Source organism: Promicromonospora sp. NPDC090134 (genome assembly GCF_044746965.1).
In the GTDB taxonomy this organism is placed as follows: domain Bacteria; phylum Actinomycetota; class Actinomycetes; order Actinomycetales; family Cellulomonadaceae; genus Promicromonospora.
In genome coordinates this window covers 31,115-53,833 of the sequence record NZ_JBIVCZ010000011.1, presented here as the reverse complement: position 1 = coordinate 53,833, position 22,719 = coordinate 31,115, and the positions used below count along the sequence as shown (strand labels likewise).

Here is a 22,719-nt window from a genome sequence, read left to right as displayed (position 1 = left end):
GTGTCATGACCTCCGCTCCGTCCGCCCGGCCCACCTCGCCGTTCGTCCGCCCCACCACCCCGGCCACGCGGCCGGACCTGCGGGGCACGTTCGGGATGGTGGGCTCCACCCACTGGATCGCCACCGCGAGCGCCCAGGCCGTGCTCGAGCGCGGCGGCAACGCGTTCGACGCGGCGGTCGCCGGCGCGTTCGTGCTGCACGTCGTGGAGCCGCACCTCAACGGGCCGGGCGGTGACATGACCGGCGTCTTCGTGACGGCGGACGAGCCGGCGCACCCGCGCGTGCTGGTGGGCCAGGGTCCCGCGCCCGCGGGTGCGACGATCGAGCACTACCGGTCCGAGGGTCTCGACCTGGTGCCCGGCTCGGGCGCGCTGGCGGCGGCGGTGCCGGGCAGCGTCGACGCCTGGCTGCTGCTCCTGCGCGACCACGGCACCTGGGACCTGGGTGACGTGCTGGCCTACGCGATCGGGTACGCCCGCGACGGGCACCCCGTGCTGGAGCGGGTCACGGGCACCCTGCGCACCGTCGCCGGCCTGTTCCGGGACCACTGGCCCACGTCGGCGGCCCGCTGGCTGCCCGACGGCGAGGTGCCCGCCCCGGGCACCATCGTCACCAACCCGGAGTACGCCGACCTGCTGGACGCCGTGGTCGCCGCGGGCGGTGCCGCCCCGAACCGGGAGACGGCGATCGACCTGGCCCGCGCCGCGTGGCGCGAGCGGGTGGGCGCGGCCGTCGAGGAGTTCGTGGCCACGCCCCACCGGCACTCCGACGGCGGCGACCACGCCGGCGTCATCACCGCCGCCGACATCGGGGCCTTCGAGGCGTCCTACGAGGACGCGACGACCGTGACCTTCCGCGGGTACACGATCGCGAAGACCGGCGCGTGGGGCCAGGGCCCGGCGCTGCTGGCCACCCTCAAGATCCTGGAGGGGTTCGACGACGCCGCGCTGGACCCGTCCACGGAGCTCGGCGCGCACACGGTCATCGAGGCGCAGAAGCTGGCGCTGGCCGACCGCGACGTCTGGTACGGCGACCCGGAGGCCGGCGACGTGCCGCTGACGTACCTGCTGAGCGAGGAGTACGCGGCCGCGCGCCGGGCGCTGATCACGGACGCCGCGAGCCACGAGCTGCGCCCGGGCGACGTGCCGGGCCGGACGACGCCGGCGCTGCCGGCGCTGCGTACCGAGTACGCCACGAGCGCGCCCGCGGGGTCGCTGCCGGGCGCACCCGGGAGCGGCGCGGCGGCGGGGGTGGGCGAGCCGACCGTGCCCGCGCCCGGCGTGGGCGAGCCGACCGTGCCGGCGCCCACCACCGAGCCCGACTCCCCCGAGCACACCGGCGCCACCCGCGGCGACACGTGCCACATCGACGTCGTGGACCGCTGGGGCAACATGGTCTCGGCCACGCCGTCCGGCGGCTGGCTGCAGTCCTCGCCCACGGTGCCCGGCCTGGGCTTCTGCCTCGGCACGCGCCTGCAGATGACGTGGCTGGACGAGGCGTCGCCGTCGGCCCTGACGCCCGGGCGGCGGCCGCGCACCACGCTGACGCCCACGCTCGTGCTGAAGGACGGCGAGCCGGTGATCGCGCTCGGCTCGCCGGGCGGCGACCAGCAGGACCAGTGGCAGCTCCTGTTCCTGCTGCGGGTGCTGGTGGGCGGGTACACACCGCAGCAGGCGATCGACGCGCCCGCCCTGCACACGACGTCGTTCCCCGGCTCGTTCTGGCCGCGCACCTGGACGCCGGGCGGGGCGGTCGTGGAGGACCGGCTCGGCGACGACGTCATCGCCGCGCTGGAGGGCCGCGGCCACGTCGTGACCCGGGCCGGCGACTGGGCGCTGGGGCGCCTGTCCACCGTGACCCGCGACCCCGGAACGGGCCTGCTGGGCGCGGCCGCCAACCCGAGAGGAGCGCAGGGATATGCCGCAGGACGCTGACCACACCGCCGCGCCGCTGCTGCGCGTGCGTGGCCTGGACGTCGCGTACGGCGACACCCCCGTCGTGCGCGGCGTCGACCTCGACGTCGCGCGCGGGGAACGGGTGGCGATCGTGGGCCAGTCCGGCTCGGGCAAGTCGACGGTGATCGCCGCGCTCCTGCGCCTGCTGCCCGGCGCGGGGCGGATCACCGGCGGGACGGTCGAGCTCGACGGCGAGGACCTCGCCACGGCGGGCGAGTCCCGGATGCGTGCCGTCCGTGGCGGCCGCATCGGGCTGGTGCCGCAGGACCCGGGCACCAACCTCAACCCGGCCATGCGGCTGGGCGACCAGGTGGCCGACGCGCTGCGCGCGGACGGGATGCCGGGTCCGGCGGTGCGGCGGCGGGTGCTGGAGCTGCTGGCCGAGGCCGGCGTGCCCGAGCCGGAGCGCCGCGCCCGGCAGTTCCCGCACGAGTTCTCCGGCGGCATGCGCCAGCGCGTGCTCATCGCCATGGCGCTGGCCCGCGAGCCGGAGCTGCTGCTCGCCGACGAGCCGACGTCGGCCCTGGACGTGACCGTGCAGCGGCGCATCCTGGACCACCTCGTGGCGCTGGCCGAGGCGCACGGGACCGCGATGATCCTGGTCACGCACGACCTGGGGCTGGCGGCCGACCGCGCGGACCGGGTGATCGTGATGCTCGACGGGCGGATCGTGGAGCAGGGCACGCCCGAGCAGGTGCTGCGGTCCCCGCAGCACGAGTACACGCGGCGGCTCGTCGCGGCGGCGCCCGCGGCCGTCGTCGCGCAGGGCGAGGCGGGGGCGCTGTCGGCCCGGGCCGACAGCGCGGCCGGCGACAGCCCGGCCGGCGGCGACGTCGTCACCGTCCGGAACCTCGTCAAGGAGTACCGGGTGCGCGGGCGCGGCGGGCTGCTGCGCGCCGTGGACGACGTGTCGTTCGCGGTGCCGCGCGGCGGCACCACCGCACTGGTGGGCGAGTCCGGCTCCGGCAAGACCACGGTCTCGCGCATCCTGCTCGGCCTGGAGACGCCCACCTCCGGCGAGGCGCTGGTGGACGGCAAGGCCATCGCCGGGGCGGGCCGGGCCGAGCGGCGCGCCCTGCGCCGCCGCGTGCAGCCGGTGTTCCAGGACCCGTACGCGTCGCTCGACCCGACCCACACCGTGGAGCGGGTGATCGACGAGCCGCTGCGCATCTTCGGCATCGGCGACCGGGAGTCGCGCCGGGCGCGGGTCGCGGAGCTGCTGGAGCAGGTGGCGCTCCCCCGGGACGTCGCGCAGCGGCACCCGGGCGCACTGTCCGGCGGGCAGCGGCAACGGGTCGCGATCGCGCGGGCGCTGGCCCCCGAGCCGGAGCTGCTGGTGCTCGACGAGGCGGTCTCGGCGCTCGACGTGCTGGTCCAGGAGCAGATCCTGGACCTGCTCGCTGACCTGCAGGAACGGCTCGGTGTGTCGTACCTCTTCATCAGCCATGACCTCGCGGTGGTCCGCGGCATAGCGGATAATGTGGTGGTGCTGCGGCAAGGCCGCGTCGAGGAGCAGGGGTCCGTCGACGACGTGTTCCACTCCCCGCGGGCCGACTACACCCGAGACCTGCTAGGAGCCATCCCCGGTGCCGCTTTCGCCCGATGAGCCCGCGCTCCCCGCTCTGGTACGGCCCACCGTGCAGGATGCGATCCGGCGCGACATCATCGCCGGCGTCCTGACGCCCGGCGCCCGCGTGACCGAGGCCTCGCTGGCCCAGCGGTACGACGTCTCGCGGGTGCCGGTCCGGGAGGCGCTGCGGGGGCTGGAGAGCGAGGGGTTCATCGACTCCCGGCCGCACGTGGGCTCGCGGGTCGCCGTGATCCCGGTGCACGACGCCGACGACCTGTTCGCGGTGCGGGAGGCGCTGGAGGTGTCCACGGCGCGCAGCGCCGCCCGGCGGGCGGCGGCGCTCTACTCGGGCGACGAGAGCCCCGAGGACTGGTGGCGCATCCGCCGCCAGATCGCCGCCCTGCTCGACGCCGGGGACGCGCACGTCGCCGCCGGCGACCTGGACCCCCTGGTCGGCATCAACGACCAGATCCACATCGCGATCGCCGAGCTCAGCGGCAGCGCGACCCTGACCCGGCTGCTGCGCCAGCTCTCCTGGAAGATCGAGTGGCTCTACGCCGCCGACATGCAGTCGCGCGGCAAGCGGCTCTGGCCCGACCACCGGGTGATCGTCGGGACGATCGACGCCGGCGACGGCGAGCGGGCCGCCGCCCTGATGGCGGCCCACGTCCGGGAGTCGCGGATCGGCTACCTGTCGCGCTACGGCGTCACGAGGCCCAGCTCGGATCCCGAGGTCGCCGCGGCCGTCGCCGCGCGGTCGGCCGCCGCACCGGGCAGCACCGTGCCCGGCGCCGATACCGTGGGGGCGTGACGAGCGACGAGCGGGCCGGGGACGCGCGGGCCGGGGGCGAGCCGACCGGGGCAGGACAGGCCGGGGCAGAACAGGCCGGGGCAGAACAGGCCGGAGCAGGGCACGAGGGGTGCGGGTGCGGGTGCGGCGCACCGGGGCGGGACGCGTTCGTCCAGCTCGGTTCCCGCCCGGCTGACGCCGCCACGACGCCCGCCCGGGGCCGGCACGACGTCGAGCAGGCCCCCGTGCCCGCCGGCCCGTTCACCATGGGCGACGCGTCGGGCGACCGGAACCCCGGCGACGGCGAGACCCCACGCCACGAGGTGACCCTCGACGCGTTCGAGATCGACGCGACCACGGTCACCAACGCCGACTTCGCGCGGTTCGTCGACGACACCGGCTACCGCACCGAGGCGGAGACGTTCGGCTTCTCGGCGGTGTTCCACCTCGCCGTCGCGGCCGACCCCGGCGACATCATGGGCCAGGCCGACGGCACCCCGTGGTGGTTCGGCGTCCGCGGCGCGGACTGGGCGCACCCGGGTGGGCCGCGCTCCGACGTCGACGGCCTCGACGACCACCCCGCGACCCACGTGAGCTGGAACGACGCCGTCGCGTACTGCGCCTGGGCGGGCCGGCGCCTGCCCACGGAGGCCGAGTGGGAGTACGCCGCGCGCGGCGGCGTCGAGGGCACGAAGTACCCCTGGGGCGACGCCGAGGTGGACGACGGCGGGTGGCGTGCCAACATCTGGCAGGGCGCGTTCCCGCGGACGAACACGCTGGACGACGGCTGGCTCACCACCGCGCCGGTGCGGACGTTCGAACCCAACGGGTACGGCCTGTGGCAGCCGGTGGGCAACGTCTGGGAGTGGTGCCAGGACTGGTTCGACCCGGGCTACTACGCGCGCTCCCCCGCGACGAACCCGGCCGGCCCCGACCGGGGCGCCCAGCGGATCCTGCGCGGCGGCAGCTACCTGTGCCACCTCTCGTACTGCAACCGCTACCGCAACTCCGCACGCTCGTCGAACACGCCGGACTCGTCGATGGGCAACGCGGGCTTCCGCACGGTCGCCCTCTGACCGCCAGGCGATTCCCGCAGCTCGGAGCCGCCGAACGTAGGCTCCGTCGGCACATGGCGACTCATCCAGCGACGGAGCCTACGTTCGGCGCTCGGACACGCACATAGTGGGACGCGCGCGTGGTGGGTCAGGTCAGCAGGTCGCGGTACTGGGTGCGAGCCTTCATCGCGTGGATGACCAAGCTCTCGCCGGAGTCAAAATCAAGGGTCACGAGTTCGAGGAGTCGCCCAGCGTCGTCGAACCCGAGCAGGAGCCAGCGGCGTGGGTCATCCTCGTCGTCCAGGGGCGCGCGGTAGGCCGGCTCCTCGACGGCGCGCAGCACACCAGTCTCGGTCAGCCGGTCTCGCCGAAAGTGCTTACGGGCTGAGTCGTGCAGCCTCACGCGACGTGCGCCCAGGCGCGCACTGCCGCCCGGATCGCCTCGGACCTGTTCGCCAGCCCCTCGGCCTTGGCCTGCCGGTCCAGCGCGGCAAGCGTCGCGGCGTCCAGCCGGGCCGGCACCACCTCGCCCGGCCCGTCACCGGCCGGTGGACGGCCGCGACGACGCAGCTTGGTCACGTCGTAGCCCGCCTCGGCCTCATCGGCCAAGGCCTGGATCTGTTCGTCGCTCACCGCCTGCCCGCGGATCTTCCTGTCGCTCATATGAATATCGTATACGTAAAGCGATGACAGTCAACGGCCATGCGCCGCTGACCAGGTGAGTGCGGAAGTAGTGGCGGAACGGGCCCCCTTTCCGCCACTCCTTCCGCACTCATCTGCCCGGGGCGGGGTCAGAACGTGCGGTGGGTCCAGCGGCCCGCCAGCAGGGTGGCTGCCACCGGCATCTCGCGGAGGGCTGCCGCGGCGGCGTCCACGTCCGCGGCATCGGCGCCCGCGTCGCCGGCGTCCGCCCCGGGCGCCAGCGGGTCGGCGTCCAGGACCACCAGGTCGGCCGGTGCGCCCGCCGTCGGGACCAGGCCGCGGCCGTCCGTCGAGGCCTCCAGCGCGGTGCGCAGGCCGATCCGCTGCTCCGGGTGCCAGGGAGCGCGGCCGTCCCGCGACCGGCTGACCGCCGCCGCGACCGCGAACCAGGGGTCGAGCGGCGCGACCGGCGCGTCCGAGCCCAGGGCGAGCACGGCCCCGGCGTCGTCCAGCGCGCCGAACGCGAAGGCCCGGCCGGTGCGGCCGGACCAGTGCCGGTCGGCGATGTCGCGGTCGTCCATGGCGTGCTCGGGCTGGACGGAGGCGACCACGCCGAGCTCGGCGAAGCGGGAGAGGTCGGCCGGGTCGAGGAGCTGCGCGTGCTCGACCGAGCCGAGCGCGCCGGTCGCGGCGAACGCGTCCAGCGCGAGCGTGTTGGCGTGGTCGCCGATCGCGTGGATCGCGCACCGCAGCCCGCCGGCGTGCGCGCGTGCCATGAGCGGGACCAGCTCGGCCGGCGGCACCGACAGGATCCCGTGCGCCTCGGGCCCGGTCAGGCCCGGGTACGCATCGTGGCAGTAGGCGGTGCGTGTGTTGAGCGAGCCGTCGGTGACCACCTTGAACGGCCCCTGCTCCAGCAGGCCGGCCGTGCCGGGCAGCACGTCGCCGCTGCGCAGGCCCTCGGCCAGGACGTCGTCCAGCCACGGGGTCCAGACGCCGGCGCGGACCCGCAGCGCGTCGAACCCGCCGGCGAAACGGCGGCGCCAGGCCGTGAGGTTGTCCGTGATCTCCAGGTCGACGACGCCGACCACGCCCCGAGCCGCGGCGGCCGCTGCGGCGTCGGCCACCCACGCGTCGGCCAGATGGTCCGGCGCGCGGTCGACGGCGGCGGCCAGCGGCAGCCACTCGGCCTCCCGCAGCACCCCCGTGGGGTGTGCTCCGACGCCGACGAAGCGCAGGCCGGCGGTGCTGAGCCAGGCGCAGTGCAGGTCGCCGGACACGAGCACCACGGGCACCTCGCCCGCGACGGCGTCGAGCAGGTCCGCCGTGGGGACGTCAGGCCACAGCCCGTCCCGGAACCCGTAGCCGACCAGTGCCGTGCCGGGCTCGGGCAGCCCCTCGGCAAGACGGTCGCGCACCAGGGCGACGGCCTCGGCGGCCGAGCGCGCGCCCGACAGGTCGAGCCGGCGCCGCACGAGCGCCCACTGCGTGACGTGCACGTGCGCGTCCCAGAGCCCGGGCATGAGGGTGCGCCCACCCAGGTCGACCCGCTCGACGCCGCCGTCGCCGACCCGCCCGGCCGGCCCGACGGCGGCGACGAGCCCGTCCCGCACCAGCACATCGACAAGCCCGCCCGCGCCGCCGTCGACCCCGCCGAACGTAGGACTGCTCGGCGCAACACCCGCGGATGCGCCGACGGACCCTACGTTCGGCGCCGACGCGCCGACCAAGCGGGCGTTCGTCAGGAGCAGGGGCGGAGCTACGGCGGCCGTCATGCCGCGCCGTCCGGACGGCGGTCGAGCTCGGCGCGCACCTCGGCCGCGAGCGCCGGCTGCGCATAGTGCGGGTCGGACCCGAGCGCCGTCACGACGCGTTCCACGACGGCGCGCGGCTTGTCCTGGCTGAGCTTCGCCTTGCCCTGCCACCGGGTCACACGCAGGCGGAACCCGGCGGCGCCCTTGGCGATGCGGTGGGCGTACTCCTCGACGCCCGGCAGCCGGACGGGCTCGGGCATGACCGACTCGTACCGGTCGACGGTGTCGGACAGGACCGCGTACGACTCCTCCGGCCCGAGCAGCTCGACCGTGCACCAGAGGTGGACGGCGAGGTAGTTCCACGTCGGCACGGCGGGTGTCATGTCGTACCAGCCGGGCGAGACGTAACCGTGCGGGCCCTGCACGATCAGCAGCGACTCGCGGCCGCTGTCCAGGGCGTGCAGCACCTCGTCCGGCCGGCCGACGTGGCTGAGCAGGCTCATCGGTTCGCCCGGGGGCGTGTCCTCCAGCAGGACCGGCAGGTGGGAGGCGACCGGGGCGCCGTCGTCGGCCACGGAGACCAAGGTGGCCCAGCCGTGGGTGCGGACCAGGTCGCGCACGCGGGCCTCGTCCTGGATCTCGTAGTCGCTCGTGTGGATCACAGGGTCATCGAACCATCACGGAGGGCCCGTCCGGGACCCGTCCCGTGTGACCGCCGCGTAAAACTTTCATTTCCTTCTGAAACTTCATTGACCTTGATCATCGGTGTGCGCTCAACTGTTCGCCACCCGAGCAGGACCCCGGTGCGCGAGAGCGCGCTACCCGTGGAGGAACCATGAACCCGAGACTCCGGTCGCTCCCCTACCGCGCAGGTACGGCGGCGACCGCCCTCGCGCTGACCCTCGCCCTGTCCGCCTGCGGTTCGGCCGGCGCCGACGACGCCGCCGGTGACGCCGGCGGCGGCTCGATCAGCGTGGCCGTCACCGACCCGATCCAGACGATCCCCGGCCGCCAGACCGTCGCCTACGACCTGAACATGGCCGTCTGGTCGCCGCTGACCTGGGTCGACGCCGACGGCGAGCTCACCTACGTGGCCGCCGAGTCGATCGAGTCGAACGACGCCACCACCTGGACCGTCACGCTGCGCGACGGCTGGACGTTCCACGACGGCACGCCCGTGACCGCCCAGTCGTACGTCGACTCCTGGAACGCCGTCGCCTACGGGCCCGACGCCTTCGAGAACTCCGGGCAGCTCGCCGGCATCGCCGGGTACGACGACCTGAACCCTGCGGAGGGCGAGCCGAAGACCACCGAGATGTCGGGCCTGGCCGTCACGGACGACCTGACGTTCACCGTGACGCTGGACGGCCCCGACGGGCAGTTCCCGATGCAGGTCAGCCAGGCCCAGACCGCCATGTACCCGATGCCCGCCTCCGCGCTGGAGGACATGGACGCCTACAACGCGCACCCCGTAGGCAACGGCCCGTTCGCCGTCGTGGGCGACTACGTGGAGAACGAGCCGATCGAGACCGAGGCGTACGCCGACTACCAGGGCACCGCCCCCACGGTCGACGCCATCTCGTTCGTGCCGTACGCCGACGCCACCACCGCCTACACCGACGTCCAGGCGGGCAACATCGACGTCGCGAGCGTGCCGGCGGCCCGGCTGCCGCAGGCCTCCGGCGACTTCGGGGAGCGCCTGTACACCTTCGAGGCGCCCGGCATCTCGTTCCTCGGGCTCCCGCTGTGGGACGAGCGGTACGAGGACGTGCGGGTGCGCCAGGCCATCTCGATGGCGATCGACCGCGAGACCATCTCCGACGTCGTCTACGGCGGCCTCTACACGCCGGCCACCGCGTTCACCCCGGCCGTCGAGGCGGGCACGCCCGAGGGCATCTGCGGCGACTTCTGCACGTACGACCCGGAGGCGGCCAAGGCCCTCCTGGACGAGGCCGGCGGGTTCGACGGCACCATCGACATCTACTTCCCGGGCGGCATCGGGCTCGACGAGCTGTACAAGGCGATCGCCAACCAGCTCCGCCAGAACCTGGGCGTCGAGGCCGTGGCCACGCCGAGCGCGGACTGGGCCGAGTTCTCCGAGAACCGCACGAACGGTGACATCGACGGGCCGTTCTTCTCCCGCTGGGGCGCCCTGTACCCCAGCCAGCAGAACACGCTGCGCTCGTTCTTCGTGGAGAACGGCGGCTGCCCCAACTGCATCCCCTACTACGAGGACGACGTCGCCGACCTGATCGCGGCGGCCGACGCCGAGGCCGACCCCGCCGCGGCCGGCGAGGCCTACGCCGCGGTGCAGCAGCGGATCCTGGAGGACTTCCCGGCCCCGCCGCTGTTCTTCGAGACGTACTCCTACGTCACGTCGGAGCGCGTCGCGGAGCTGCCGACGTCCGCGGTCGGCAACCCGACGTTCTCCGCCGTCGTGCTCGCCGAGGGCGCATGAGCGGCGTGACCACCGGGGGGCTCGACGCGGGCCTGCTCGACGACGTGCTCGACCGGGCCCGCGCCGTCCCCCCGATCAGCGACTTCCCCACCGTCGACGCGCTCCTGGACTGGTTCTCGGCCCTGGCCGACGACCACCCGTCGCTCGTGCGCCGGCGGCGGGTGGGGACGTCGCGGCTCGGGGAGCCGATCGAGATGTTCTCGGTGGGCGACGGGCCGCGGCCGCACCTGCTCTTCGCGGGTGTGCACCCCAACGAGCCCATCGGGTTCCGCACGCTGCAGCACCTGGCCGCCGAGCTGGTGGCCGACCCCGGGCTGCGCGCCTCGACCGGCGCCACCTGGCACCTCGTGCCGTGCATCGACCCGGACGGCACCCGGCTCAACGAGTCCTGGTTCGGCGACCCCGCCGACCGCGCCGCCTACGCCCGCGGGTTCTACCGCCCGGCGCCGTCGGAGCAGGTGGAGTGGACGTTCCCGTTCGCCTACAAGGGCGCGTACTTCGACGACGTGATCCCGGAGACCCAGGCGCTCATGCGCCTGATCGACGAGCTGCGCCCCGAGCTGATGGTCAGCCTGCACAACGCCGAGCTCGGCGGCGTCTACTACTACCTCAGCGAGGACCTGCCGGACGCCGTCGGGCCGCTGCACGCCGTGCCCGCGGCGCTGGGCCTGCCGCTCGACACGGGCGAGCCGGAGTCCCCCGCCCTGCAGCGGCTGGCCCCCGCGATCTACCGGGCCGGCTCGACCCGCGACGAGTACGACTACCTGGAGTCCCTCGGGCTCGACGCCCCGTCGCTGGTGGGCGGCGAGGGGTCGGCGGCCTACGCCCGGCGGCACGGGACGGTCAGCCTGATCGCCGAGCTGCCGTACTGGTCGCACCCGGCCGCGGACGACACGGCCGACTCCGACGCCGACTACGTGGACGTCGTCCGCACCAAGGCCGAGGCGCTCGTGGAGCTCGGCGGCACCCTGACCGGCCTGCTGGAGGAGGCCCGCGGCGACCTCACGCTGCGCAGCCCGTTCCTGCGGGCCAGCGAGTCCTTCGTGCCGATGATGACGGAGGCGGGCACCAGCGAGCTCGTGCGGGCCGGTCGGCTGCCGTCGCGGCCCGCGACGGGCGCCGAGGTGTTCAGCAACGAGGAGGTCGTGCGGATGTTCCGGCTGCGGTTCGGCGGCATGCTGGTCCGCGCCCTGGAGGCGGAGGCCACGGCCGGGCTGGCCACGGCCCGGCTGCACCGCGTGCACGCGCGGGCCCGGGACCTGTACGACGGGTGGCTGGCCGACGCCCAGTCCGTGGCCGGCCTTCAGGTGCTGCCGGTCGAGCGGCTCGTGGGCGTGCAGTACGGCGCCACGCTGGCCGTGTCGCACGTGCTGGCGGCGCGATGACCCGGCGCGTCACCCGGCGCCTGGTCGACCTGCTCGTGGTCTTCCTCGGCGTCACGCTGATCATCTACCTCATGGTCTTCGCGCTGCCCGGCGACCCGATCGCCGCCCTCGGCGGCGACCGGCCCCTGGCCCCCAACGTGGTGGCCGAGCTGCGCGAGCGCTACCACCTGGACGAGCCCGTGCTCCAGCAGTACCTGCGCTACCTCGGCGGGCTGCTCCAGGGCGACCTGGGCACCACGTTCCAGGGGCAGTCCGTGGCCGACCGGATGGCCCTGCGCTGGCCCGTGACCATCACCCTGGCGCTGACCGCCTGGGGCATCGAGGTGGTGCTCGGCGTGCTGCTCGGCCTGGTCGCCGGGCTGCGCGCCGGCGCCGTCAGCGACCGCCTGGTCCTGGCCGGCACCGTCGTGGCCACCTCGATCCCGGTGTTCGTGCTCGCGGTCTCCGCCCAGCTCTGGCTGGGCGTGGAGCTCGCTTGGTTCCCCGTGGCGGGCACCGGCGCCGGGTGGCCGACGGCGTACCTGCTGCCCGCCGCGGTCATCGCCGTGTTCGGGCTCGCCTCGGTGGCCCGGCTGATGCGCGGATCCGTCGTGGACACGCTGCGCACCGACTTCGTGCGGACCCTGCGGGCCAAGGGCCTGCGGGAGCGCCAGGTGGTCGGGGTGCACGTCCTGCGCAGCTCCGCGATCCCGGTGCTCACCTACCTCGCGATCGACCTCGGGTACCTGCTCGGCGGGACCGTCGTGGTCGAGGGCGTGTTCAACCTGCCCGGCGTCGGGCAGCTCCTGTTCCAGGCGATCCGCGCCCACGAGGGACCCACGATCGTGGGCGTGTCCACCGCCCTGATCCTCGTGTTCCTGCTGACCAACCTGCTGGTCGACCTGCTCGCCTCCGTCCTCGACCCGAGGATCCGCCATGAGTGAACCCCTGCCCGCCGCCCCCGTCGCCGCGAGCGCCACCACCGCGGCCCCCGCCACCGCGCCCGCCGTCGCCCGGCGCGGCGTCTGGCGCACCCTGCGCCGTCGTCCGCTGTTCTGGGTGTCCGCGGCCGTGCTCACCGTGCTCGGCCTGGTCGCGCTGGTCCCGTCAGCGTTCGCCGGCTGGTTCGGTCACCCCGACCCGCGGGCCTGCGACCTGGCCTCCAGCGCCCTGCCGCCGGGCGGCGGGCACGTGCTGGGCACCGACGTGCAGGGCTGCGACGTGTGGGCCAACGTCGTGTTCGGCACGCGCGCGTCGCTGACCGTGGGGCTGCTGTGCACCGCCGTGGCGCTGGCCGTCGCGCTGGTGGTCGGCACGCTGGCCGGCTACTACGGCGGCTGGCTCGACCGTGTCGTGGCCCGGCTGACCGACGTGTTCCTCGGGTTCCCGTTCCTGCTGGGCGCCGTGGTGGTGCTGACGTCGGTGGGCTCGCGGTCCGCCGTGTCCGTGGCCCTGGTGCTGGCCCTGTTCTCGTGGCCCACGATGGCCCGGCTCGTGCGTGGCTCGGTGCGCACGGTGCGCGACGCGCCCTACGTGGAGGCGGCGCGTGCCATGGGCCTGCCCGACCGGCGGATCATCGCCCGCTACGTGCTGCCCAACGCGCTCGGCCCGGTGCTGGCCGTCGCGACGATCATGGTGGGCAGCGTGATCGTGGCGGAGTCCACGCTCACGTTCCTCGGGCTGGGCCTGAACGCGCCGTCGATCTCGTGGGGGCTGCAGCTCTCCAGCGCGCAGTCGTTCTTCCAGACGTCGCCGCACATGCTGGTGGCGCCCGCCGTGGTGCTCACGATCACGGTGCTGGCCATGATCACCCTGGGTGACGTGCTGCGCGACGTGCTCGACCCGAGGGGTCGCTCGTGAGCCCGGCTCCTAGGGTGGGCGCATGAGCAGCCACACCCCCGCTGACCAGCCCGGCGACCGCGGCGCCGACCACGCCGACGACCTGACCGCCGACCTCACCGCCGACGGCGCCGACGACCCCGTGCTCGACGCCGCGGCCGAGCACTTCGTGGAGCAGTTCGCCCTGACCTGGACGGCGTCGCACAGCCCGCGCATGGAAGGCCGGATCATCGGCCTGCTCATGATCGTGGACCGGCCTTACCTGTCCTCGCAGCAGATCGCCCGGATGCTCAAGGCCAGCGCCGGGGCGGTGTCCACGGGCACCCGGCGCCTGGTCGAGACCGGCTTCGTCAAGCGGCACGCGGTGCTCGGCGACCGCCAGCACTACTTCCGCGTCGAGGACGACATCTGGGGCAGCTTCCTCGCGGGCGAACGCAACTACCTGGGCCACCTGCGGAACGTGATCGACGACGGCCTCGCGATCGCGGGCGACGCCGACGGCCCGCACAAGCGCCTCGTCAACGCGCGCAACTACATGGAATGGCTTGCCGGCTACCACCGCAAGATGCTCGCCGACTGGGAGGCGTACCGCGACGCCCAGCCGGCGGACGGAACAGGAGAACCGTGACCGACGTCGCCACCGCTTCCGGCCCCACGTCCCGCCCCGCACCCGACCTCGCCCCCGTGCTGGAGGTGCGCGACCTGACCGTCACGTTCCGCGTCGACGACGGCCACGCCCCCGACGTGCACGCCGTGCGCGGCGTGTCGTTCGACGTGCTGCCGGGCGAGGTGCTCGCCGTCGTCGGCGAGTCCGGCTCGGGCAAGAGCGTCACGTCGCTCGCCCTGCTCGGGCTGCTCGGCCGGCACACGGAGGTGGGCGGCAGCGCCCGCCTCGGCGGGCCCGGGCAGGAGCGGGTCGAGCTGATCGGCCTCGACCGGCGCGCCCTGCAGGACGTGCGCGGGCGCCGCGTCGCGATGGTCTTCCAGGACTCCTCGGGCGCGCTGGACCCCGTGTTCACCGTGGGCTACCAGCTCGACGAGATGCTGCGGCGGCACGCGCCCGACCTCACGCGCGCCCAGCGCCGGGAGCGGTCCGTGGAGCTGCTGCGCCTGGTCGAGCTGCCCGACCCCGCCGAGCGCCTCACGTTCTACCCGCACCAGTTCTCCGGGGGCCAGGCCCAGCGCGTGATGATCGCGATGGCGCTGGCCTGCGACCCCGAGGTGCTGCTCGCGGACGAGCCGACCACGGCCCTCGACGTCACCGTGCAGCGCGAGGTGCTGGACGTGCTGCGGCGGCTGCGCGAGCGGGTCGCCACGTCGATCGTGCTGATCACGCACGACATGGGCGTGGTCGCCGACCTCGCGGACCGCGTGGTCGTGATGCGGGGCGGCGAGGTGGTCGAGACCGCGCCGGTGCGGCAGCTCTTCGAGGCGCCGCGCGCGGTGTACACCCGGGAGCTGCTCGCGGCCGTGCCCCGCGTGGGCACACCGGACCGCCCGAGCGGGGCGGACGACGCCGGCCGGCCGGCCCTCGCGTTCGACGACCTGGTGGTGGAGTACCGCGACCGGCGGGGCCGCGCCGTGCGCGCCGTGGACGGCGTGACCCTCAGCGTGCAGCCCGGCGAGATCGTCGCGCTGGTGGGCGAGTCCGGCTCCGGGAAGTCGTCGATGGGCCGCTGCGCGCTCGGGCTCGCGCCCGTCACGTCCGGCTCGGTCGAGGTGGTGGGGACCCGCCCCGGTCACGACACCCCGCGGACGGTACGCGCCGCCCGCGCCCGGATCGGGGTGGTGTTCCAGAACCCCGCCGCGTCGCTGAACCCGCGCTACTCGATCGGTGAGTCCGTGGCCGAGCCGCTGCGCGTCCACGCCGGACTGCGCGGGCCCGAGCTCGAACGGCGCACCACCGAGCTGCTGGAGAGCGTGGAGCTGCCGGCGGCGTGGGTCTCCCGGTACCCGCACGAGCTGTCGGGCGGCCAGCTCCAGCGCGTCTCGATCGCCCGCGCCATCTCGCTGGGCCCGGACCTGCTCATCGCCGACGAGCCGACGTCGGCCCTGGACGTGTCGGTGCAGGCCACCGTGCTCGACCTGTTCCGCCAGGTGCAGCAGTCCCTCGGCTTCGCGTGCCTGTTCATCAGCCACGACCTCGCGGTGGTCGACGAGCTGGCGGACCGCGTCGCCGTCATGCACCGCGGCCGGCTGGTCGAGACGGGCACGCGCGCCCAGGTGCTCGGCCGCCCGGAGCAGGAGTACACCCGACGCCTCCTGGCGGCGGCCCCGGTCCCGGACCCGACGGAACAGGCGGCCCGCCGGGCTGCGGTCGCGAGCTGACCGGGGTTCAGCAGGCCAGTACCCGCAGCCGAGATCGTGCCGTGATCTGCGGTCAACCCGGCCGTAAGGCGCGGGCCCTAGCGTGCCGACGTGTCCTCACCTCACCCCGCCGCCCCCGCCGAACGGGTCGGCGCCGTCGACGGGCTGCGGGGTCTCGCGCTGCTCCTCGTGGTCGCGTTCCACCTCTTCGGCCAGGGCCGGGTCTCGGGCGGCGTCGACGTCTTCCTGGTGCTGTCCGGGTACTTCGCGACCGGTGCGCTGCTGCGCCGCGCCGAGGGCGGCACCCTCCGGCTCGCGGCGCACTACGCCCGCACCCTCGCGCGGCTGCTGCCCGCGGCGCTCGTGGTGCTGGCCGCCGTCACGGTCGCCCTGCTCACGCTCGCGCCCCGGCTGCGCTGGTCGGCGGGGCTGCGCGAGGTCGGCGCGTCGGCGACCTTCTGGGAGAACTGGGAGCTGGTGCACTCCGCGCTCGCGTACGGCGCGGCCGGACCCGACGCGAGCCCGCTGCAGCACTTCTGGTCGCTCTCGGTGCAGGGCCAGTTCTTCGCCGTCTGGCCGCTGGTGGTGCTGGGCCTGGTCGCCGTCGCCCGACGCCGCGCGCGGGCCGGGCGCACCCCGCTGCCGCCGCGGCGCCTGGTCACAACGGTGACGGCCGCGGCCACCGCCGCGTCGTTCGGCTACGCGCTGTGGCTCGTCCACGCGGACCAGCGGGTCGCCTACTTCAGCACCTGCACGCGGTTCTGGGAGATCGGCGTGGGGGCGCTCCTCGCCCTTCTCCTCCCGCACGCCGGCCGCGCCGTCGCCCGGAGCGCCCCTCAGTCCGGCCGCGCCCCGGCCGGCAGCGCCCCGGCCGGCCGCGCGCGGCGCCGGCTCGGGTGGGCGGGCCTCGCCCTGGTCGTGGGGTCGGGCTTCGTGGTCGACGGCGCCGACGTGTTCCCCGGCGCCTGGGCCCTGGTGCCCGTGGGCGGCGCGGCGCTGGTGCTGTTCGCGACCGTCCCGGGGCCGACGGCGGGGGCGCGTCCCGCCGGGTATCCGTCCCGCGGCGTCGAGCGGCTCCTGGACAGCGCCCCGCTGCGTCTCGGCGCGCGCGTCTCGTACGCGCTGTACCTGTGGCACTGGCCCGTCCTGGTGTTCTGGCTCCTGACGACGGGGGCGCACCGCGCGAGCCCGCTGACCGCCGCCGGGGTCCTCGTGGTCTCGGCCGCGCTCGCCTGGCTCACCACGCGGTACGTGGCCGAGCCGCTGCTCGCCCACGTCACGGCCCGTCTGGCCGCGCGCCGGCCCGCGAGCGCCGCCGACCTGGTGGGCGACGTGACCGCCCGGGCCGCGGTGACGCCGTCGGGCCGGCGGACGCTCGCCGTGCTGGCGGGCGCCGCCGTGCTGATGCTGGGCGGCGCCCAGGCCGCGGCCACCGCGCACGACCAGACGGTGCGCCACAGCGTCGACGGGCTGCTCACGCCCTCGCCGGACCATCCGGGCGCCGCGGCCCTCGCCCCGGGCTCGCCCCCCGCGGACCCCGGCCGCGACCCGGACGCGGTCCTGTTCCGGCCCGCCACCTGGGTGGCCTACGACGACCATCCCGACCGGCCCGACTGCGCGCAGGGCGGCGACCGCTCCGAGCTGCTGGAGTGCACGATCGTGGCGCAGGACGACCCGGTGGCCGTCGTCTATCTCGCGGGGGCGTCGCACGAGCAGCAGTACGAGGAGGCGTTCGCCGCGCTGGCCCGGGCGCACGGCTGGGAGCTGCGCGAGATGCTCAAGCACGGCTGCCGCCTCGCGACGTCGGGCGGCGGCGAGGGTGCGGCCGGCGCGGAGTCCACGGGCGCGGAGTCCACGGGCACGGAGTCCGCCGGTCCCGTGCCCCCGCCGTCGTGCGCCACGTGGAACGAGCGGGCGCTGGCCGCGCTGGTGGCGGCCCGCCCGGACGCCGTCGTGGTGATCGGTTCGCGCACGTACGAGGACGGCTCGCCCGAGCAGGTGCTGCCCGGCCAGGTGAGCGCGTGGCGCACGCTGGACGACGCCGGGATCCGCGTCGTGACCGTCCGTGACAACCCCCGCTTCGAGTGGTTCGTGCCCGAGTGCGTCGACGCCGCGGGCTTCCCCGAGGCCTGCGGGCGTCCCCGCGCCGAGCAGCTCGCCGCCGTCTCGCCCGTGCCGACAGCGCCGGGCGTGCCCGCGGCCGCGGTGCACCTGGACCTCACCGACTCGATCTGCGGGCCCGAGGTGTGCGCCGCCGTGGTGGGCAACGTGCTCGTCTACCGCGACGACGACCACCTGACCAACACGTACGTGCGCACCCTCACGCCCGTCGTGGGGCGGCAGCTCCGGGCGGGCGCTCCGTGGCTGTTCGAGGACGGGCGGGGCGCCGGACCGGGGTAACCTCTGCGGCGATGAGCAGCACGCAGCACGACCCGGGACCGGACCAGCTCAAGGGCATCCTCATGGTGCTCGTGATCTTCGGGCACACCTTCTGGCAGGGCGTCGGCGACTCGTGGACCAAGTGGATGATCTACGGCTTCCACATGCCGATGTTCCTGTTCCTGTCCGGGTACATGATCTCGATGGCACGGTTCGGCACCCGGCCGTGGGGCGAGCTGCTGCGCCACTACTGGAAGCGCATGATCGCGGCCTGGCTCGTGGTCAGCGTGCTGTGGCTGGCGGTGCAGGAGCCCGACGCCTTCGACTCGGTGCGGTCGTTCGTCGAGGTGCTGGTGCTGCGCCCCTCGTTCCACCTCTGGTACGTGCCCATGCTGTTCCTGAGCGTGCTGCTGCTGCGCCTGCTCGGCCGGCCGCTCGGCCGCTCCGTCGTGGCCCGGGCGGCGCTCGGCGTGGCCGCCGTCGCCGGCGCGCTGCTGTTCCAGACGCCGTGCAAGGAGCTGGTCCCGCAGGTCGTCCTGGACAACGTGGACGCCCGGTACGCCGGGTACTTCGTCTGGATCCTGCTCGGGGTGGCGGTGCGCAACGGGTGGTTCCCGCGCCTCGCCCTGGCGTGGGTGCTCCCGGTGGTGGCCGTGGGCCTCGTCGCCCGGAGCTGGGTCTACACCTCGGACGCCGCCGGGCCCTGGTGGAGCGTCGCCGCGTTCACCGTGCTCTCGCTGGGCGCGTCCCTGTCCGTGCCGGCGCTCCGGGACGCACTGCGCACGCCCCTGCCGATCGTCGGCGAGGGCCTGCGCACGGTCGGCCAGTACTCGCTGTACGTGTACCTGCTGCACCCGTTCGTCACGGACGCGCTGCAGACCCCCGAGATCGGCTGGGCGCGCTCGATGGCGCTCGGCACCGCCGTGACCGTCGCGATCCTGGTGGCGAGCTGCATCGTGGCGGGCGTCCTGGAGCGGTTCGGCGTGTGGCGCCGTCGGCCACGCAGACTCGGCTAGTCAGTACCGCGGGTACGCGTAGTAGAGCACCTGGGACTCGGGCACCCAGTGCTCGACGACGCCGCGGACGCCCGACGGGAGCGCGCCGCCGCCCCCCGTGTTGCCGTCGATCACCTTGATCCGCGAGCCGTCCACCTGCACCACGAACATCGTGTGCGACGCCGCACCGGAGGCGATGTAGGAGACGAAGGCCAGGGCCCCGACCCGCGGTGTCGACCCGGTGGGCAGCTTGCGCCGGACGGAGTCCTTGTAGGCGCCCCAGGTGGTGGACTGCGGCACGAGCCCCGCGTGGCCGGAGGCCTTGAAGATCCAGGACTGGAACAGGCCGCACCAGGGCGCGTTCGTGCGCGCCCACACGTTGTACTTGCTGTACCAGTCGTAGCGCGAGCCGTTGTCGCCGTCGTACCGCACCCGGTAGCCCACCTGGGACCGGGCCGCCGCCACCACCTCGCCCAGCGCACCCTTCAGGCCGGTCGCCGCCGCGGCGCCGTCGCTGTTCGCGTAGAGGACGCCGCCCTCGAACCGCTGCACGCAGCCGCCCCGCACGAGGTCGCACAGCGGGTCCATCACCGGGGCGCCCATGCGGCCCTTCGCGCCGCCCAGGTGCCGGTACTCGCCGAGGATCCCGCCGTGCACCCACCACGTGCGGTCGCGGCCCGAGCGGGTCACCTTGACGAGGATCCCCTTCTGGTAGGAGCGGGACACCACGGTGCGCGTCACCTGCCGGTGGCCCGACGTCGGCCGCCCGATCGCCGCGCCCATCTGCCGCTCGCGGGACGTCATGGTCCGGTCCGCCGTGGTGAACCCGACACCGATCCGCCCGGTCCACGACGACCGCGCGCTCGCCGAGCCCCGGTAGATCGCCCGGTACTCGTAGACGGCGCCCGCCCGGACCGGCACGCCGTACCGCCCGGAGCGGTTCGTGGTGTCGGTGCCCACCGTGCGCCAGCCGGACTCGTCCATCCGCTTCTTCTGCACGACAACGGCGCGGCCCCGCGCCGGCGAGCCACCCACCGTGAGGCGGCCGAACATCCAGAACGTCTCGCCCTTGCGCAGCCGCCGCTCGGTGACGGCGCCGGTCAGGGCGCTCGGCCGGGCGGCGGTGGCGACGGCGCCGGCCGTGGTGCCCGAGGCCTCACGGGGCGCGGTGCCGGCCGTCGCGCCCGGCCCGGCCGCGCTCGCCGCGGCGCCCGTGGTGGGCACGAGCAGAGCGACCGCCAGCGCCGTGCAGACCCAGCGGCGGGGCGGGCGCGGCCCGGACCGTCCGTCGTGCCGCGGCGCCGTCCGCGCGCCCGTTGCGACCCGGGCCGTTCCCGGGCCGGGCTGCTGCGCGATGTGTCGCCGCATGTCCGGCAGGCTACGTCCGCCCCGCGGAACGCGCAGGACGAACGCCCGTCGGCGTCCCGTGCGCGGCCGGTCAGAACCGCGCGGGCAGCGCCTCGCGCAGCCGGTCGGTCAGCTCGGTCATGTAGGTACGCGTCACGTGGTTCGGGTCGCGGTAGACCAGCACGTTCCCGATCACGGCGGGGCAGGTCTCCTCGTCGCAGAAGTAGTCGAGGACGTCCACGGACTTGACCCCCGGTGCCTCCTCGAGCGCGCCCGGTACGGTGTCGCGGCCACCCAGGGCGTCGCTCCTCGGCTGGTCGCACTGCGTCGGATCCGAGTAGTTCTCGGTGACGCACTCGATGACGTCCTCCCGCGCGTGTGGGGTGTCCCGCAGCACCACGACCTGCGAGCCCCGGTCGGTCAGCTCGTTCCAGACCTCGGCGAGGCCCGCGGCGCCGGAGTGCTCCTCCCCGTCGCGCGCGGCGAGCGAGTACGACTCCTGGAAGGTCGTGACCACCAGGTCGGGCGCCAGCTCGCGCAGCTCGGCGCGGGTCTGCGCGTTGGCCGCGTTGCAGGCGTCGATCTCCGGGCTCGCGCCGTTGCGCGAGTCGGCGCTGTACGGGCAGGCGGAGTGCAGGTACGTGACCACGCGCCAGTTGCGCTCCGTGGCGACCTGGAGGATCGGCTCGGTGAACATCGCGGCGTGCGAGTCGCCCACCACGGCCACGGTCGCCGCCGGGTCCTCGGTCGCGCCGAACTCGCACGGCGTGGTGACGGAGTCCCGCTGGCCCGCCTGGCAGGCGTCGACCTCGGGGCTCTTGTCCTGCGCCGCCTTGATCGGGTTGGGCGAGATCGCGGTGCTGCCGTCGACGAACGGCGCGAAGTCCCGCTGGATCCCCTCGGGGATGGTCTGGTCCGCCTCGTCCGCGGCCTCCTGGGCGTTGTGGTCCCAGCGCTCGATGATGCCCTGCACCCGCCACGGCAGGGTCAGGGTGAGCCCGGCCACGAGCACCATCGCGACGAGCGCGGTCACGAGCATGCGCCCGTCGGCCCGGAACCAGCGCGAGGCGCGCACCGGCTGCTCCACGAGGGCGTAGCTGGCGATCGCCATGGAGAACGAGGCCAGGAGGATCACCATGATGTCGGTGAACCGGGGGTCGCGGCCGGTGTAGACGCCGAAGAACACGATCACCGGGAAGTGCCACAGGTACAGCGAGTAGGAGATGTCGCCGATGCGCTGCACGCCCCACGACTCGGTGACGGTGCGCAGCGAGCCCGGGCCCGTGGTGCGGCCCGCCAGGATCACGGCGCACGCGCCCAGCACGGGCGCGAGGGCGGCGAAGCCGGGGAACGGCGTGCCGTCGTCGAACAGGCAGGCCGCCGCGACGATGGTCGCGGCGCCGAACACGGCCATGGTGCTGCGCAGCGGCGCGAAGCGCTGCGTGTCCCGGATCAGCAGGGCCAGGATGCCGCCCGCGGCGAGCTCCCACACGCGGGTCAGCGTCGAGTAGTAGGCCACCGGGTCGTCGGCGAGCGACTGCCGGATGCCCCAGACCAGCGAGGCGGCGCCCACCACGCCGAAGATCACCAGCAGGACGCGGCGGAGCGACTCGGGATCCTTGACCACGACGCCGCGGCGCGCGCCGCCCCAGATCCCGACGGCCAGCAGCACGAGCAGCGGCCAGACCAGGTAGAACTGCTCCTCGACGCCCAGGGACCAGAAGTGCTGGAAGGCCGTGGGGTCGTTGCTGGCCGCCTGGTAGTCCACGGCCTCGGCCGCGAGCGCCCAGTTCTCGACGTAGAGCACGGAGGCGAGCGCCTGCCGCCACCACGACTCCACGAGGGAGGGCGGCAGCAGCACGAGCGAGAGCACGATCACGCCCACGGTGGTGACCACCGAGGCGGGCAGGATGCGCCGGGCGCGGGCGGCCCAGAACTTCTTGAGGCTCACCGAGCCGGTGGTCGAGACCTCGCGCCACAGGTGGCCCGTGATGAGGAACCCGGAGATCACGAAGAAGACGTCGACACCGATGTAGCCGCCCGGCAGGACCGCGGGATCGATGTGGTAGACGACCACGAGCAGCACCGCGAGGGCTCGCAGTGCCTGGACCTCGGGACGGAACTTGCGGGTGCGGACGGGGGCCTCGGAAGTCGTGGAGGCGCGGTCCTCAGTGGCGGCAGGAGCCGTCGTCGTTGCCGTCATGGAGTGTCAGGCTCTTTGCTTCGGGGGCAAGGACGGGCCCCACTGTCCCACAAAAACGGTG

At 74.6% G+C, this 22,719-nt stretch carries 18 protein-coding genes; 12 read left to right on the top strand and 6 right to left on the bottom strand.

Features of this window, described 5'->3' with window-relative positions; translation table 11 throughout:
• Window positions 1–5: 5 nt before the first annotated feature.
• The 4 genes from ACIPN7_RS24875 to ACIPN7_RS24860 are packed head-to-tail and all read left to right on the top strand — an operon-like array spanning window position 6 to window position 5,391.
• On the top strand, window positions 6–1,934 hold the full coding sequence (locus ACIPN7_RS24875; RefSeq protein WP_400548875.1) for a gamma-glutamyltransferase family protein: 1,929 nt from the start codon (window positions 6–8) through the stop codon (window positions 1,932–1,934).
• Complete coding sequence (locus ACIPN7_RS24870) at window positions 1,918–3,561, top strand: dipeptide ABC transporter ATP-binding protein (protein WP_400548872.1); 1,644 nt, start codon at window positions 1,918–1,920, stop codon at window positions 3,559–3,561. Before ACIPN7_RS24875 ends, ACIPN7_RS24870 begins: the two co-directional genes overlap by 17 nt.
• Window positions 3,542–4,336, top strand: coding sequence for a GntR family transcriptional regulator (locus tag ACIPN7_RS24865; protein ID WP_400548869.1), 795 nt, complete (start codon window positions 3,542–3,544; stop codon window positions 4,334–4,336). Before ACIPN7_RS24870 ends, ACIPN7_RS24865 begins: the two co-directional genes overlap by 20 nt.
• A complete protein-coding gene (locus ACIPN7_RS24860) occupies window positions 4,333–5,391 on the top strand; it encodes a formylglycine-generating enzyme family protein (protein WP_400548867.1) in 1,059 nt (352 codons plus the stop codon). The genes ACIPN7_RS24865 and ACIPN7_RS24860 overlap by 4 nt, the downstream gene beginning before the upstream one ends.
• A 127-nt stretch (window positions 5,392–5,518) precedes the next feature.
• On the opposite strand, the gene ACIPN7_RS24855 is transcribed toward ACIPN7_RS24860, so the two are convergent.
• From ACIPN7_RS24855 to ACIPN7_RS24840, 4 genes are all read right to left on the bottom strand, one after another.
• Window positions 5,519–5,713: a toxin gene (locus ACIPN7_RS24855; protein ID WP_400548864.1), complete on the bottom strand. Its 195-nt coding sequence runs from the start codon at window positions 5,711–5,713 to the stop codon at window positions 5,519–5,521.
• 56 nt (window positions 5,714–5,769) lie between these two features.
• A complete protein-coding gene (locus ACIPN7_RS24850; protein ID WP_400548862.1) occupies window positions 5,770–6,033 on the bottom strand; it encodes a ribbon-helix-helix domain-containing protein in 264 nt (87 codons plus the stop codon).
• A gap of 128 nt (window positions 6,034–6,161) precedes the next feature.
• On the bottom strand, window positions 6,162–7,787 hold the full coding sequence (locus ACIPN7_RS24845) for an amidohydrolase (protein WP_400548859.1): 1,626 nt from the start codon (window positions 7,785–7,787) through the stop codon (window positions 6,162–6,164).
• Window positions 7,784–8,428 (bottom strand): FMN-binding negative transcriptional regulator, encoded by a 645-nt coding sequence (locus ACIPN7_RS24840; RefSeq protein WP_400548856.1) that lies wholly within the window; start codon window positions 8,426–8,428, stop codon window positions 7,784–7,786. The genes ACIPN7_RS24845 and ACIPN7_RS24840 overlap by 4 nt, the downstream gene beginning before the upstream one ends.
• 173 nt (window positions 8,429–8,601) lie before the next feature.
• On the opposite strand from ACIPN7_RS24840, the gene ACIPN7_RS24835 reads away from it, so the two are divergent.
• The 8 genes from ACIPN7_RS24835 to ACIPN7_RS24800 all read left to right on the top strand — a co-directional run bounded on the left by ACIPN7_RS24835 (window position 8,602) and on the right by ACIPN7_RS24800 (window position 19,129).
• On the top strand, window positions 8,602–10,224 hold the full coding sequence (locus tag ACIPN7_RS24835) for an ABC transporter substrate-binding protein (RefSeq protein ID WP_400548853.1): 1,623 nt from the start codon (window positions 8,602–8,604) through the stop codon (window positions 10,222–10,224).
• The gene (locus ACIPN7_RS24830) at window positions 10,221–11,609 is read left to right on the top strand and encodes a M14 family zinc carboxypeptidase (RefSeq protein WP_400548850.1); all 1,389 of its coding nucleotides are present in this window, start codon (window positions 10,221–10,223) and stop codon (window positions 11,607–11,609) included. Before ACIPN7_RS24835 ends, ACIPN7_RS24830 begins: the two co-directional genes overlap by 4 nt.
• The gene (locus ACIPN7_RS24825) at window positions 11,606–12,532 is read left to right on the top strand and encodes an ABC transporter permease (protein WP_400548847.1); all 927 of its coding nucleotides are present in this window, start codon (window positions 11,606–11,608) and stop codon (window positions 12,530–12,532) included. The genes ACIPN7_RS24830 and ACIPN7_RS24825 overlap by 4 nt, the downstream gene beginning before the upstream one ends.
• The gene (locus tag ACIPN7_RS24820; protein ID WP_400548845.1) at window positions 12,525–13,448 is read left to right on the top strand and encodes an ABC transporter permease; all 924 of its coding nucleotides are present in this window, start codon (window positions 12,525–12,527) and stop codon (window positions 13,446–13,448) included. The genes ACIPN7_RS24825 and ACIPN7_RS24820 overlap by 8 nt, the downstream gene beginning before the upstream one ends.
• Before the next feature lie 22 nt (window positions 13,449–13,470).
• Window positions 13,471–14,055, top strand: coding sequence for a GbsR/MarR family transcriptional regulator (locus ACIPN7_RS24815; protein WP_400548842.1), 585 nt, complete (start codon window positions 13,471–13,473; stop codon window positions 14,053–14,055).
• Entirely contained in the window at window positions 14,052–15,755 is a 1,704-nt protein-coding gene (locus ACIPN7_RS24810; protein WP_400548839.1) for a dipeptide ABC transporter ATP-binding protein, read from the top strand. The genes ACIPN7_RS24815 and ACIPN7_RS24810 overlap by 4 nt, the downstream gene beginning before the upstream one ends.
• A 90-nt stretch (window positions 15,756–15,845) precedes the next feature.
• Window positions 15,846–18,134, top strand: a complete 2,289-nt coding sequence (locus ACIPN7_RS24805) for an acyltransferase family protein (RefSeq protein WP_400548836.1) — start codon at window positions 15,846–15,848, stop codon at window positions 18,132–18,134.
• 11 nt (window positions 18,135–18,145) lie between these two features.
• Window positions 18,146–19,129 carry an acyltransferase family protein gene (locus ACIPN7_RS24800; RefSeq protein WP_400548833.1) on the top strand — a complete coding sequence of 328 codons (984 nt, stop codon included), beginning with the start codon at window positions 18,146–18,148 and terminating at the stop codon, window positions 19,127–19,129.
• Here the strand turns inward: ACIPN7_RS24800 and ACIPN7_RS24795 are convergent, their stop codons facing one another.
• Window positions 19,130–20,476: a hypothetical protein gene (locus ACIPN7_RS24795; protein WP_400548830.1), complete on the bottom strand. Its 1,347-nt coding sequence runs from the start codon at window positions 20,474–20,476 to the stop codon at window positions 19,130–19,132. It lies immediately after the preceding gene.
• A gap of 70 nt (window positions 20,477–20,546) precedes the next feature.
• On the bottom strand, window positions 20,547–22,658 hold the full coding sequence (locus tag ACIPN7_RS24790; protein WP_400548827.1) for an acyltransferase family protein: 2,112 nt from the start codon (window positions 22,656–22,658) through the stop codon (window positions 20,547–20,549).
• Window positions 22,659–22,719 lie beyond the last annotated feature (61 nt).